The organism is Microbacterium sp. NPDC028030, from assembly GCF_040637855.1.
GTDB lineage: Bacteria > Actinomycetota > Actinomycetes > Actinomycetales > Microbacteriaceae > Microbacterium.
The window spans coordinates 18,504-31,049 of sequence record NZ_JBEZXF010000003.1 but is presented as its reverse complement, the minus strand read 5'-3'; the positions used below and the strand labels follow the sequence as shown (position 1 = coordinate 31,049).

The following is a 12,546-nucleotide window of genomic DNA, read 5'->3' as shown; positions in this document are numbered from 1 at the left end:
ATGGACGGGTGGCTACTGTGAACCCGCCGCGCGGCATGCGCGACATCCTCCCCGCCGACAAGGCCCGCCGTGAGCGCGTGCTCTCCGTCATCCGCGAGCGCTACCGCGCGCACGGCTTCGACGAGATCGAGACCCCTGTGGTCGAGGAGTACAGCCGCCTGCACGCCGGCATCGGCGGCGACAACGAGAAGCTGTCGTACAACATCCTGCGCCGCGGCCTCGACGCCGATGCGATCCGTGCCGCCGCCGACGATCCTGCCGCGCTCTCCGATCTCGGGCTGCGTTACGACCTGACGGTGCCGCTCGCGCGTTTCTACGCCAGCAACAGGGCTCAGCTCCCCACCGTCTTCCGCTCGATCCAGATCGGACCCGTCTGGCGCGCGGAGCGGCCGCAGAAGGGACGCTATCGGCAGTTCGTGCAGTGCGACATCGACATCATGGGCGACGACTCCTCGCGGGCCGAGGCGGAGCTGATGGTCGCCTCGCTCGACGCCGTCGACGCGCTGGGTCTCGAGGGCGCGACCGTGCGCATCAACGACCGGCGGGTGCTCGACTGGATGCTCGACGACTTCGGATTCAGTGAGGCCGAGCGCCCCGGCGTGCTCATCACGATCGACAAGCTCGACAAGATCGGGCCCGAGGGGGTCGCCGCCGAGCTCCGCGAGCGCAGTGCCTCGACCACGGCCGCCGATGCGTTCGACGCCTTCCTCCGACGCCCGCAGACCATGGAGTACCACCCGTTCGGCGAGCGGCAGATCCGCAAGGCGCTGCCGGACGGCGCACCAGCCGAGCTCGTCGATCACCTCGTGGGCATCGGGGAGGCCGTCGCAGCAGGCCGAGGCCAGTCCGACATCCCGCTCGTGTTCGACCCGTTCCTCGTGCGGGGCATGGGCTACTACACGGGCACCATCTTCGAACTCGCGCACCCCTCGGTCGGATACTCGCTCGGTGGCGGCGGACGCTACGACGGCATGATCGGCCGCTTCCTCGGGCAGCAGGTCCCGGCGGTCGGCTTCTCCCTCGGCTTCGAGCGTCTGGTCGACCTGATCGCCGACGAAGCGGATGCGGGTGCAAGGGCGGTCGTGCTCATCCACGATGCCGACGTGCCGGTCGCGGAACTCGCCCGGCATAAGGCCACGCTCATCGCGGGCGGTGCCAGGGTGCGGCTCGAGCGGCGGACGAAGAACGTCAAGGCGCTGCTCGAGCGGTCGGCTGCCGACGGCTACACGGCATTCGCAACGGTCTCCGCCGGCGCAGGCGACCTCGAGGTCAAGCCGCTCTCCTGACCCGGCCGGGTGTCTCCCGGACGCCCGTCGGAAGGATGCACGGTCGTCGGGGGACTCGCCGCCTTTTCGTCCGACATGTGCGCGCGCTCCCGACGGATGCTCGCCGCGAGCGACCTCGGGCGGGGCGTTCACGTCGTGTTCACGGTGTCGGGGTGGAATCGGGGCGTGAGCCGTATCCGCATCCCGGTCATCGTGGCGCTCGCCGCTGCGGCCGTTCTCGGCGGCATCCGACTCGTCCTCGTGCAGCAGGCGGCCCTCGCCCGACGGCGGATCGGGAAGCCGCTGGGGGAGGAGTCCCTCGATGCCGATCGTGTCTGGCGGCGCGCCTTCGACGGCGAGCCTCTCGAACTGCTGCTGCTGGGGGACTCGATCGCCGCGGGCCTCGGCGCCGAACACCGCAAGGAGACGCTCGGGGGCCGTCTGGCCAAGGCGGCGGGGCGCCGGATGCATCGGCCGGTACGGCTGCGCACAGCGGCCGTCGTCGGTGCCGAGTCGCCCGACCTGCCAGGACAGCTCGACGCCCTTCCTGCGCAGTACCGCCCGCACGTGGCCGTCATCGTCGTCGGGGGCAACGACGTGACGCATCGGCTGCCGGTGGCGCTGTCGGCACAGCATCTGCACGAGACGATCCGCCGGCTCCGGGCGATGGGGGCCGAGGTCGTGGTGGGTACGTGTCCGGACCTCGGGGCGCTGCGTGCGGTGCCGCAGCCGCTCCGTCGGATCGCATCGAGCCTGTCCCGCCGTCTCGCCGAGATCCAGGACGAGACGGCGCGACGTGCCGAGGCCGAGCCGGTCGACCTGCGCCGGGCGGTCGGGCCGATGTTCTTCGACGAGCCCGAGGCCATGTTCAGTCTCGATCGCTTCCATCCGAGCGCGCTGGGCTACCGCCGCACGGCCGAAGCGCTGCTGCCCGCCGTGTGCCGGGTGGCCGAGAGGTCTCTCAGCTCGACCCGTCCGCCGGTGGCGCGCTGAACGACGCCGCCCACTCGGTCACCCGGCGGCTGCTCTCCTCCTCGGAGATGTCCTCGACGCGGGTCATGACCGACCAGCGCACCCCGAACGGATCGCGGATGCTCGCGAAGCGGTCACCCGAGACGAAGGGGGCCGGTGCCTCGCGCACGGTGGCTCCTGCCGCGACGGCCTTCTCCACGACGGCATCGACATCGGAGACGTACAGACCCATCGAGTAGCAGTCGTCCTCCCCTTCGGGTGCGCGGACGAGGTGGTAATCGGGGTTCGGCTCGCCGAGCTGGAGCAGACCGAGTCCGAAGTCGAGGTCGGCGTGCGCGACCACGCCGCCGAACTCGGTCACGTCGATGACTCGGGCGCCGAAGATGTCGCGGTAGAACTCGATCGCCTGCTTCGCATCCGGGATGGCGAGGAAGGGCGTGAGCGAGGTGGCGCCGTTCGGACGGCCGTCGGTCGTGTACCGCCCGTTCGCGCCGGTCGTGGACGTGGGGGTCGTGGTGGTGTCTTCGGTCATGCCGCCACGCTAGGTCCCACGGCACGGCGGCGACTTGAAGATCAGCGACAACCTTCCGACGTCGGTGCGGGCGCCTACGCTGGGCGCATGGTGGACCCCACACGCGGCGTGCTGTATCCGGCACGGCTTCCGGAGTTCCATCGGCTGCCCGCGCCGGTCGAGGCGGCGGAACTCGTCGCGTGGTTCTGGATCCCGGAGTGGGACATCGATCCCGGTCGCTCCTCCCGGCAGGAGATCGTGGCCTATCCGGCCCTCAACCTCGTCGTCGACGCCGAGACGGTGACACTGTCGGGAGCGAGCACCCGTGCGTCTCACCGCGATCTGCGCGGGAACGGGTGGGCCGTCGGCGCACTGCTGCGACCCGCCGCGGTCGCCGCACTGAGCGATGATCCTTCCTCCCTGGTCGACGGCGAGCGCGTGCTGGTCACCGCCTCGGTGGCCGCCCTGCGAGATGCCGTCGTCGAGGCCATGGCGACCGGCGACGGGCATCGCGAGCGTGCGGTCGCCGTGTTCTCCCGCTGGTTGGCGGAGCGGGTGGGGCAGGTGGACGCGCCGGCGCGGCAGGCGAACGCGCTCATGGACGTCTTGATGGGAGACGACGCGGCCCTGACTCCGGAGGAGGCAGCGACGCGGCTGGCCGTCTCGGTGCGGACCCTGCAGCGGATGACGCACCGCCACGTCGGTCTCTCACCGGCTGCGATGATCCGGCGTCGGCGTCTGCAGGAGGCGGCGCAGCGGGTGCGCGACGAGCCGGGGCTCGATCTCGCCTCGATCGCCGCCGAACTCGGATATGCGGATCACGCCCATCTCACGCGTGACTTCCGTGCGGTGCTCGGCATCGCGCCCCGGGCGTACCGGACCGTCGCCGGCGATTGATCAGGTGCGCGCGAGGCGAAGCCGCAGCATCCGGTAGGCCACCCCGAGCAGCACCACGGCTCCTCCGACGAGCGTGGCGATCACGGGAAGGGTGTTCACGAGCACCAGGCACCCGAGCGCTCCGAGCACCTGGAGAGCGCGGGGATAGCGGCGCGCAGACCCCGTCTGCCGGAAGGCCGCCGCGTTCGCGATCAGGTAGTACAGCAGCACGCCGAACGACGAGAAACCGATCGCCCCTCGCAGATCGGCGATGAGGACGATCGCGATCACGATCACCGCGATGGCGATCTCCGCACGCTGCGGCACCTGATGGCGCTCATCGACCTTCGCGAGGAACCGCGGCACGTCGCTCTCGCGGGCCATGGCCAGCGTGGTGCGTCCGATTCCGGTCAGCAGGGCCAGCAGCGCGCCGAGCGACGCGGCAGCCGCAGCCACCCGGATCAGCGGCGCCCACGCGGATGCGCCCGCGGCGACCAGCAGGTCTGCCAGCGGCGCGGCCGAGTCCGCGACGTCGCCTCCCAACACGAGGACGACCGCGAGCCCCACCATGACATAGACGAGGACGGCTCCGCCGAGGGCGAAGACGATCGCGCGGGGGATCGTGCGCGCGGGATCGACCACTTCCTCACCCATCGTCGCGATGCGCGCATAGCCGGCGAAGGCGAAGAACAACAGCCCGGCGCCCTGCAGCACACCGTATGCCGTGGCATCGGGCAGCGGAGTCGGCGACGCCGTCGGGGCGGCAGCGAACCCGAAGCCGACCGCGAGAGCGAGTCCGAGCAGTGAGCACACCACGAGAATCCGCGTGAGGGCCGCCGTGCGGGTCACGCCGAAGCAGTTGACGGCCGCGAGCGCACCGACAGCGGCCACCGCGACGGGCACCTGCCATCCGGCCGGTGCGGCGTAGGCGGCGAAGGTCATCGCCATGGCGGCACAGCTGGCGATCTTGCCGATCACGAAGCCCCATCCTGCGATGAAACCCCACCAGGGTCCGATCTCCGCGCGGGCGTAGGCGTACGTCCCTCCGGCGACGGGATGCGCCGCGGCCAGCTGTGCGGAGGCGGTCGCGTTGCAGTACGCGACGACGGCGGCGATCGCCAGAGCGACGAGGATGCCACTTCCTGCGACACCGACCGCCGGCGCCCACACGGCGAACACGCCGGCGCCGATCATCGAGCCGAGACCGATGGCGACGGCGTCCCCGAGTGTCAGTCGTCGCGCGAGAGGCATTCCGTCATCGTGGCACGCGGCGGTGAACGGCGGGTGACTCGGCTCAGCTCCGCGCCGCGGTGACCCGCTTCTTCTCACGGACGTACACCTCGCGACGCACCTTCGCGACCACGTCCCCCTCGCGGTCGGTGATGACCGTCTCGAACCACTCCAGCACCTTCGCTCCGCCGCGTGCTCGCTCGCGGATCTCGTCGGCCTTCTCCTTCGACACCTCGAACTCCGCCGTCAGCACCCCGCGCCCCGGCTTGAGGAACTCGATCTCGCCGCGGGTGTCCCACACGACGTGATCCCGCCCGAGCTGATGCATCACGAGCATGAAGAAGTACGGGTCGGTCATGGCCGACATCGATCCGCCGAACGCGGTCTTCACGTAGTTGCGGGTGAACACGTTGACATGCAGTTCGACCGTGGCGTGTGTCCAGTCCTCGCTGAAGCGGCGTACCCGGATGCCGCTGAAGAGATTGGGGATCCACAGGCTCATGCCGATCGCGAGACGACGGGGAGTGATGCGCATGAGGTCAGTGTGGACGAACTTGTGGGGGGAGACGAAGACGTGTGGAGGGTTGCCACAGTTGTTCTAGTTCATATAGAATAAGTAGCGATTCGCTGGAAGGAGGGCCGGATGCTCATCCGCGTCGACCCCGACAGCCCGCGTGCACTCTTCGACCAGGTCGCGGCCTCCGTCCGCTCCGACATCCTCGCCGGCGTGCTCGCGCCGGGCGATCGACTGCCGGCCGCGCGCGACGTCGCCGAGGCGCTGGACATCAACCAGCACACCGTGCTCCACGCCTATCAGCGACTGCGCGACGAGGGCCTCGTAGACCTGCGCAGAGGCAGGGGAGCCGTCATCGCAGCGACCGCCGCACCGCTTGCCGAACTCGCGCACGAGATCGATCTCCTGGTGCGACGTGCGGCAGCCCTCGGCGTCTCCGCAGACACGCTCGCCGGCATCGTGCACGCGCACCGCGACGTGTCCGCACCCCGATCCGCACCTATGAAGCCCGAGAGCCGCGAGGAGGACTCGCCATGACCACGCACGACCTCACCCGAACCCCGCCTCGGCTCCTGCGACGCGCACGTCTGACGTTTCTGATCGTGGCCGTCGTCGTCCCGATCGTGATCACCGCGGTCGCGCTCCTGGTGCTGATCGCGTGGCTGCCGGGACTGCCGGAGCAGGTCGCGACGCACTGGGGAGTGAACGGTGCCGACGGCTTCGGTCCGCCGTCCACCTTCATCTGGCTCCTGATCGGCGTCGGACTCGTGCTGCCGCTGCTGATGGCGATCACCACTCTCGCGTCCGTCGGTGCCCACTGGGGCGGTGCGGCCCGGCTGATGGGTGCGCTCGCGGCCGGGATGGCCGTCTTCGCGGCGGTCATGTGCCTCGGATCGCTCGCCATGCAGCGCGACCTGACCGACCCCTCCGACGTGCCGGGCATCGGTGGGATCATGGCGCTCTGCTTCGCCGCGCTGGTCGTGGTGAGCGCCGTCGCGTGGATCGTGCAACCCCGCGTCCGCGCAGAACAGGGGCGCACCCTCGAGCCCAGGCACAGCGTCGCGGTAGCGAAGGGCGAGCGCGTCGTCTGGGTGGGGACGACATCCATGCCCCGTGGTCCTCTGGTCTTCCTCGTCCTCGTGCAGCTGGGCCTCGTGGCGCTCGCGGCCTTCATGCTGATCGCCGGGGTCGAGGGTGCCTGGATCGTCGTCCTGGTCGTGATCTTCGTGGCGTTCGCGCTCCTGGCGACCTCGTCGTTCCGTGTGCGCGTCACCCCGGAGGGCTTCGCGGCGCGCTCGCTGCTGGGATGGCCGCGGATCCGCATCCCGCTCGCCGAGGTCGAATCCGCCCGTGCGGTCGAGATCTCGCCGTTCGGGGAGTTCGGCGGCTGGGGATGGCGTATCTCGGTCGACGGCAGGACCGGGATCGTCATGCGGCGCGGGTCGGCGATCGAGGTGTCGCGTCGTGATCGGCGGCCTTTCATCGCCACGATCGACGGCGCGGAGGAAGCGGCCGCGCTGCTGCAGGCCTATGTGGACGACGCGAGAACCCCGGGCGCGAAGCCCGACCAGACGAGAGAGGCGAAGCCGTGAACGATTCGACCCTACAGACCAGACGCGTGCCGTGGCCCGCGGTGATCGTCTTCGTGATCGTGGCCTGCGCCCTGGCGTGGCTGGTGGCACTGCCGCTGTGGTTCGGTGACGGGCTCGCCGAACCGGCCGCGGTCTTCCTGCTGCCGGTCATCATGTTCACCCCGGCGGTCGCGGTGCTCGTGGTCACCTTCCTGATGGGAGTCCCCGCACGCGGAGAGCGCGCGCGCTTCCTGGGACTGTGGCCGCTGCGCCCGGCCAAGCGCGTCATCTGGCTGATGGTGGCGGGCTGGCTCGTCCCCCCGGTGATCGTCGTCGTGAGTGTGCTGGTCGCCGCCGGGCTCGGATTCGTGCAGCTCGACTTCGCGTTCTCCGCATTCGCGGCCGAGATCGACAGGGCTCTGCCCGCCGGTGCGCCGCAGCCGCCGATCGGTCTGCTCGTGTTCGCGCAGTTCGCGATGATCCCCCTCGGGGCGTTGTTCAACAGCGTCTTCGCCTTCGGTGAGGAGATCGGCTGGCGCGGATGGCTGGTGCCGGCGCTCCGCCCGCTCGGCACCTGGCCCGCTCTGATCCTGAGCGGCGTCATCTGGGGCTTCTGGCACAGTCCGATCATCCTGCTCGGGTACAACTTCGGTCGCGCCGACATCTCCGGCGTGCTGTTCATGATCGGCGGGTGCGTGGCATGGGGCATCCTGCTCGGGTGGCTGCGACTGCGGTCGGCGTCGGTCTGGCCCGCGGTGCTCGCGCATGGAGCGCTCAACGCCGCTGCCAGTCTCGTCGTGGTCGTCGCGGCCGTGCAACCCGACATGGCGCTGGCAGGGCCGCTCGGCGTCGCCGCATGGATCGTGATCGCCGTGGTCGTGCTCGTCCTGGTGCTGACCGGACAGTTCCGCACGCAGCCCGAGCTCGCCGACGCGCAGGGGCGTCTGCTCTCGCCGCCGCGGTCTTGACGGGCCGGGGCGGCGGCGGTTGGCTGAGGTCATGGAATCCTCTCCCGCAGCCTGGTCGCTGACCGACTCGTTCCTCGCCGACACCCTCGTCGGCCCTGATGCCCCACTCGAGGCGGCGCTGGCCGCACAGCGTGCTGCAGGTCTCCCCGAGATCGAGGTCGCGCCCGTGGCGGGAAAGCTCCTCAATCTGCTGGTGCGCATCAGCGGCGCGCGCCGTGTGCTCGAGATCGGCACGCTCGGCGGCTACTCCACGATCTGGCTCGCGCGTGCGGTCGGTCCGGAAGGGCGCGTGGTGACGATCGAGGCGGAGTCCGACAACGCGGCCGTCGCGCGCGGGAGCATCGATGCCGCGGGTGTGGGCGACCGGGTGGACATCCGGATCGGGCGTGGCGCGGAGGTGCTGCCCACACTCGTCGGCGGCTTCGATCTGGTGTTCATCGATGCGGACAAGGAGTCCAACACGGTCTACCTCGACTGGGCGGCCAAGCTCGGCCACCCCGGCACCGTGATCGTGCTGGACAACATCGGGCGCGACGGCGAGATCGTCCGTGACGACACCGCGGACTCGAAGGTGATCGGCACGCGGGAGGGACTGCGGATGCTGGGGGAGGACCCGCGGTTCGACGCCACGGCGTTGCAGACCGTCGGTGCGAAGGGGTGGGACGGCTTCGCGATCGCGGTCGTCGTCTGACCGACGTCGTCCGTCGCTTGGCCTCCCTGAAGCCAGCGGACGGCGGGCTAGACTGGGCGCGGATCGACGACGCTCCACACCACGTTTTCCCCCTGAGCAAGGAGCACATCAGTGGCACTGATCGAGGCTGTAGGCGCACGCGAGATTCTCGACTCGCGCGGTAACCCGACCGTCGAGGTGGAGGTCCTCCTCGACGACGGCATCGTGCAGCGGGCGGCCGTCCCGTCCGGCGCATCCACCGGTGCGTTCGAGGCGTACGAGCTCCGCGACGGCGACAAGAGCCGCTACGGGGGCAAGGGTGTGCTCAAGGCCGTCGAGGCCATCATCGACGAGCTGGGCCCGGCGATCGAGGGCGTCGAGGCGAGCGAGCAGCGCATCGTCGACGAGATCCTCATCGAGGTCGACGGCACCGACAACAAGAAGCGCGTCGGCGCCAACGCCATCCTCGGCGTCAGCCTCGCGGTGGCCAAGGCCGCTGCCGACTCGGCCGACCTGCCGCTGTTCCGCTACCTCGGCGGCCCGAACGCCCACGTGCTGCCCGTTCCGCTGTTCAATGTCATCAACGGCGGCGAGCACGCCGACAACGGCATCGACATGCAGGAGTTCTTCCTGGCCCCGATCGGCGCCGAGACCTACTCCGAGGCCCTGCGCTGGGGCGTCGAGACCTACCACGTGCTTCGTGCCGAGCTGAAGGCCGCCGGCTACGCGACCGGTCTCGGCGACGAGGGCGGCTTCGCCCCCGACCTGCCCAGCAACCGCGAGGGTCTGGACTTCCTGGTGAAGGCGATCGAGAAGGCCGGCTTCACACCGGGCACCGACATCGCCCTCGGCCTCGACGTCGCAGCGACCGAGTTCTTCAAGGACGGCGTCTACCGACTCGACAACAAGGACTGGGACGCCGCCGCTCTCACCGAGTACTACGTCGGCCTGGTCAACGATTTCCCGATCGTCACGATCGAAGACGCCCTGGCCGAGGACGACTGGGACAACTGGAAGCACCTCACCGACGCGCTCGGCTCCAAGGTGCAGCTGGTCGGCGACGACCTGTTCGTCACCAACCCGCAGCGCCTCGCCGACGGCATCGAGCGCGGCGTCGCCAACTCGCTGCTGGTCAAGGTCAACCAGATCGGCACGCTCACGGAGACGTTCGACGCGGTCAGCCTCGCTCAGCGCTCCGGCTACACGGCGATGCTGTCGCACCGGTCGGGGGAGACCGAGGACACCACGATCGCCGACCTCGTGGTCGCCACGAACGCGGGTCAGATCAAGGCGGGTGCGCCTGCGCGCAGCGAGCGCGTCGCGAAGTACAATCAGCTTCTGCGCATCGAGGAGGAGCTGGGTGATGCCGCGGTGTTCGCGGGTCGTTCGGCGTTCCCCCGCTACCGGGCCTGAGCGCCGCTGAGACATACGATGAGCCGCCTGCGCGGAGGGGGGACACCCCGCCGCGCAGCGGTCTGACGAAGGAGGAGCCGTGGTACGACGACCGGCTCCTCCTTCGCCGTCTCCGGCGCCGAAGGACCGGCGGCCTCCGGGTTCGACGACCCCGAAGGCGTCTTCCGCGGCCAGATCCGCCGCCAAGCCGTCCCGCGCGCGCGGCGGCGCGAGTGCCAGGGTCGACGTGCGGGAATGGACCGCGGGCATCCGCCTGTCCGCGTTCTCCGTGATCATGCTCTCCCTGGTGGTCCTCGGCGCCTGGGTACTGGTCCCGACGCTCGGCACCTTCATCGATCAGCGTCAGAAGATCGCGGCGCTCGAGGCCTCCGTGCAGGTGAGTGAAGCGGAGATCGCGGCGCTCGTCTCCGAGCGAGAGCGTTGGAACGACCCGGCATACATCACGACCCAGGCCCGCGAGCGTCTCTACTACGTCAAACCCGGCGAGGTCGTCTACCTGGTCGACAACGATCTCGATCCTTCGGCGCTTCCGCGCGAGCAGGAGCCCGTCAGCGACACCCTCGAGGAGAAGCCCTCGGACTGGATGCCGCAGCTGCTGCGGACGCTCGTCTCGACGGGTCTCAGCGGCACGGCCGCCGTCGCTCCCTGACGATCGGCTCCGAGCATCCTCCCGGGCGGCTCCCCTACGCTGGAGGGGTGACCACGCCGCCGTTCCCCGCCCCCACGCCCGCCGAGCTCGCTGTCGTATCGGCCCAGCTCGGTCGTCCCGCTCGAGGCGTCGTCGGCATCGCAGCCCGGTGCAGCTGCGGCAACCCGACAGTGGTCGCGACGACGCCGCGCCTTCCCGACGGCACGCCGTTCCCGACGTTCTACTATCTGACGCATCCTGCGGCCACGGCTGCGATGTCGACGCTGGAGGCGACGCAGGTGATGCCGGAGCTCGCGGCGCTCCTCACCGACGACGAGGCTGTGGCGGGGGCGTACCTCGCCGCCCATGAGGCGTATCTCGCCGACCGGGCGCAGTTCGGTGACGTCTCCGAGATCGACGGCATCTCGGCGGGAGGTATGCCGACGCGCGTGAAGTGCCTGCATGCCCTGGCGGGACACGCGCTCGCCGCAGGACCCGGTGTCAACCCGATCGGCGACGCTGCTCTGGCGCGGTCGTCCTGGTCGCCCACGGTCTGCCGGTGCGAAGACCCCGGTGCGGCGACGCGTGATGAGTCGGCGTCGTCGGCATGACCGCGCGTCGGACGCTGCGCAGCGCTGCCGCCATGGTGGTGGTGGCAGCGTCCGTCGTGCTCCTCGGCGCGTCGGCGACGCCTCCGCCGATCCCGGATGATCCGGCGGATCCGACCCGCGCGGCGGAGTACTGGCTCGACGGCGCGAGGATTCGCGAGGCATGGCAGACGACGCGCGGGGAAGGCGTCACGATCGCGGTGATCGACACGGGCATCGGCAAGGTGCCAGAGGTGTTCGGTGATGCGGTGGTCGGTGGCACCGACGTGTCCGGTGCAGGCACGCCGGACGGCCGGACGCCGCTCGGCGCGATCGACGGGAACCATGGATCGTGGGTGGCGTCGCTCGCCGCGGGGCGCGGCGCGGCGGACGGCACCGGCATGATCGGGGTGGCTCCGGAGGCCGATCTGCTGTCGATCTCGGTCGGATTCGGCGCCGCCGCAGCCGTGCCCTTCACGGAGCAGGTCGCCAAGGGAATGCGCTGGGCCGTCGACAACGGCGCCGACATCATCAATCTCTCGTTCACGACGAACACCCTCGACTGGGACGAGAGCTGGGATGACGCGTTCCTCTACGCGTTCGAGCACGATGTGGTGGTCGTGGTCGCGGCGGGGAACCGAGGGAGCGGCACGAACATCATCGGCGCCCCGGCGACGATCCCCGGCGTGCTCACGGTCGGTGGCGTCGACCAGACGGGGACCGCGAGCGTCGAAGCGTCCACCCAGGGCATCACGATCGGGATCTCGGCACCCAGCGAGGGGCTGATCGGCGTCTCCGCCGACGGGGAACTCGCGAGATGGCGCGGCACCAGCGGCGCTGCTCCGATCGTGGCGGGCGTCGCGGCGCTGATCCGCTCCGCCCACCCCGACATCAAAGCGATCGACGTCATCAACCGCATCATCAAGACGGCGATCCCGGTGCCGGATGCGATCAAGCCCCAGGACCCGCTCTACGGGTACGGTCTCATCGATGCGGCAGCCGCGATCTCCGCCGACGTCGCGCCCGTGAGCGTCAACCCCATGGGCGACCTGGCCGAGTGGATCCGATTCTTCCGTCGTGCGGATGCGGAGCCCGAGCCGGAGCCGGTGCCGACGACGACACCGGTCGCTGTGCCGCCCCTCCCGGCGGCCGACGCGCCGAGCGAGCCCGGTTCTCCGTTGCTTCCCAGCGCCGATTCACTGCGCTACGGTACCCTGCCGCTCATCGCGCTCACTGTGCCTGGTATCCTGATAGCGCTTGGCGTCACCGCAGCTGCCCGGCGCATCCGATCGGCGCGCGTTCCCGTACGCCAAATTCCCGACTCCGAGGAGTAGTTCTTCT

Annotated in this window: 14 protein-coding genes; 11 read left to right on the top strand and 3 right to left on the bottom strand. The window is 70.1% G+C overall.

All coding sequences use genetic code 11. The features are described 5' to 3' along the window. Positions 1-35 precede the first annotated feature (35 nt). Both hisS and AB0E56_RS14665 read left to right on the top strand, forming a co-directional pair. Positions 36-1,286, top strand: coding sequence for a histidine--tRNA ligase (gene hisS / locus AB0E56_RS14670; RefSeq protein ID WP_359801244.1), 1,251 nt, complete (start codon positions 36-38; stop codon positions 1,284-1,286). Positions 1,287-1,361: 75 nt separating this feature from the next. Further along, positions 1,362-2,258: an SGNH/GDSL hydrolase family protein gene (locus AB0E56_RS14665; RefSeq protein ID WP_359800130.1), complete on the top strand. Its 897-nt coding sequence runs from the start codon at positions 1,362-1,364 to the stop codon at positions 2,256-2,258. On the opposite strand, the gene AB0E56_RS14660 is transcribed toward AB0E56_RS14665, so the two are convergent. Beyond that, positions 2,227-2,769 (bottom strand): VOC family protein, encoded by a 543-nt coding sequence (locus tag AB0E56_RS14660; RefSeq protein WP_359800128.1) that lies wholly within the window; start codon positions 2,767-2,769, stop codon positions 2,227-2,229. The two genes, AB0E56_RS14665 and AB0E56_RS14660, sit on opposite strands and share 32 nt — an antisense overlap. Before the next feature lie 87 nt (positions 2,770-2,856). Between AB0E56_RS14660 and AB0E56_RS14655 the strand changes: the two genes are divergently transcribed. Next, entirely contained in the window at positions 2,857-3,645 is a 789-nt protein-coding gene (locus AB0E56_RS14655) for a helix-turn-helix domain-containing protein (RefSeq protein WP_359800126.1), read from the top strand. Here AB0E56_RS14655 and AB0E56_RS14650 read toward each other — a convergent pair whose 3' ends face one another. Together AB0E56_RS14650 and AB0E56_RS14645 are read right to left on the bottom strand one after the other, a co-directional pair. Then, the gene (locus AB0E56_RS14650; RefSeq protein ID WP_359800124.1) at positions 3,646-4,875 is read right to left on the bottom strand and encodes an APC family permease; all 1,230 of its coding nucleotides are present in this window, start codon (positions 4,873-4,875) and stop codon (positions 3,646-3,648) included. Between the two features lie 43 nt (positions 4,876-4,918). After that, a complete protein-coding gene (locus tag AB0E56_RS14645; RefSeq protein WP_359800122.1) occupies positions 4,919-5,389 on the bottom strand; it encodes a DUF4442 domain-containing protein in 471 nt (156 codons plus the stop codon). Positions 5,390-5,497: 108 nt separating this feature from the next. Here AB0E56_RS14645 and AB0E56_RS14640 point away from each other — a divergent pair, with 108 nt between their 5' ends. The 8 genes from AB0E56_RS14640 (at position 5,498) to AB0E56_RS14605 (ending at position 12,539) form a co-directional block, all read left to right on the top strand. Continuing rightward, the gene (locus AB0E56_RS14640; protein WP_359800120.1) at positions 5,498-5,905 is read left to right on the top strand and encodes a GntR family transcriptional regulator; all 408 of its coding nucleotides are present in this window, start codon (positions 5,498-5,500) and stop codon (positions 5,903-5,905) included. Further along, the gene (locus AB0E56_RS14635) at positions 5,902-6,960 is read left to right on the top strand and encodes a DUF1648 domain-containing protein (protein ID WP_359800118.1); all 1,059 of its coding nucleotides are present in this window, start codon (positions 5,902-5,904) and stop codon (positions 6,958-6,960) included. Before AB0E56_RS14640 ends, AB0E56_RS14635 begins: the two co-directional genes overlap by 4 nt. Next, a complete protein-coding gene (locus tag AB0E56_RS14630) occupies positions 6,957-7,907 on the top strand; it encodes a type II CAAX endopeptidase family protein (RefSeq protein ID WP_359800116.1) in 951 nt (316 codons plus the stop codon). The genes AB0E56_RS14635 and AB0E56_RS14630 overlap by 4 nt, the downstream gene beginning before the upstream one ends. A 31-nt stretch (positions 7,908-7,938) precedes the next feature. Beyond that, positions 7,939-8,598 carry an O-methyltransferase gene (locus AB0E56_RS14625; RefSeq protein ID WP_359800114.1) on the top strand — a complete coding sequence of 220 codons (660 nt, stop codon included), beginning with the start codon at positions 7,939-7,941 and terminating at the stop codon, positions 8,596-8,598. Positions 8,599-8,709: 111 nt separating this feature from the next. Next, a complete protein-coding gene (eno, locus tag AB0E56_RS14620; RefSeq protein WP_359800112.1) occupies positions 8,710-9,990 on the top strand; it encodes a phosphopyruvate hydratase in 1,281 nt (426 codons plus the stop codon). Between the two features lie 79 nt (positions 9,991-10,069). Beyond that, the gene (locus AB0E56_RS14615; protein ID WP_359800110.1) at positions 10,070-10,639 is read left to right on the top strand and encodes a septum formation initiator family protein; all 570 of its coding nucleotides are present in this window, start codon (positions 10,070-10,072) and stop codon (positions 10,637-10,639) included. Between the two features lie 47 nt (positions 10,640-10,686). Further along, positions 10,687-11,229 carry a DUF501 domain-containing protein gene (locus tag AB0E56_RS14610; RefSeq protein ID WP_359800109.1) on the top strand — a complete coding sequence of 181 codons (543 nt, stop codon included), beginning with the start codon at positions 10,687-10,689 and terminating at the stop codon, positions 11,227-11,229. After that, a complete protein-coding gene (locus tag AB0E56_RS14605; protein WP_359800106.1) occupies positions 11,226-12,539 on the top strand; it encodes a S8 family serine peptidase in 1,314 nt (437 codons plus the stop codon). Before AB0E56_RS14610 ends, AB0E56_RS14605 begins: the two co-directional genes overlap by 4 nt. The last annotated feature ends 7 nt before the right edge of the window (positions 12,540-12,546 follow it).

Bases quoted from the DNA above. Each gene is read 5' to 3' on its own strand.
- hisS (WP_359801244.1), top strand. From the start codon at position 36: ATGCGCGACATCCTCCCCGCCGACAAGGCCCGCCGTGAGCGCGTGCTC.
- AB0E56_RS14665 (WP_359800130.1), top strand. From the start codon at position 1,362: ATGTGCGCGCGCTCCCGACGGATGCTCGCCGCGAGCGACCTCGGGCGG.
- AB0E56_RS14660 (WP_359800128.1), bottom strand. From the start codon at position 2,769: ATGACCGAAGACACCACCACGACCCCCACGTCCACGACCGGCGCGAAC.
- AB0E56_RS14655 (WP_359800126.1), top strand. From the start codon at position 2,857: ATGGTGGACCCCACACGCGGCGTGCTGTATCCGGCACGGCTTCCGGAG.
- AB0E56_RS14650 (WP_359800124.1), bottom strand. From the start codon at position 4,875: ATGCCTCTCGCGCGACGACTGACACTCGGGGACGCCGTCGCCATCGGT.
- AB0E56_RS14645 (WP_359800122.1), bottom strand. From the start codon at position 5,389: ATGCGCATCACTCCCCGTCGTCTCGCGATCGGCATGAGCCTGTGGATC.
- AB0E56_RS14640 (WP_359800120.1), top strand. From the start codon at position 5,498: ATGCTCATCCGCGTCGACCCCGACAGCCCGCGTGCACTCTTCGACCAG.
- AB0E56_RS14635 (WP_359800118.1), top strand. From the start codon at position 5,902: ATGACCACGCACGACCTCACCCGAACCCCGCCTCGGCTCCTGCGACGC.
- AB0E56_RS14625 (WP_359800114.1), top strand. From the start codon at position 7,939: ATGGAATCCTCTCCCGCAGCCTGGTCGCTGACCGACTCGTTCCTCGCC.
- AB0E56_RS14605 (WP_359800106.1), top strand. From the start codon at position 11,226: ATGACCGCGCGTCGGACGCTGCGCAGCGCTGCCGCCATGGTGGTGGTG.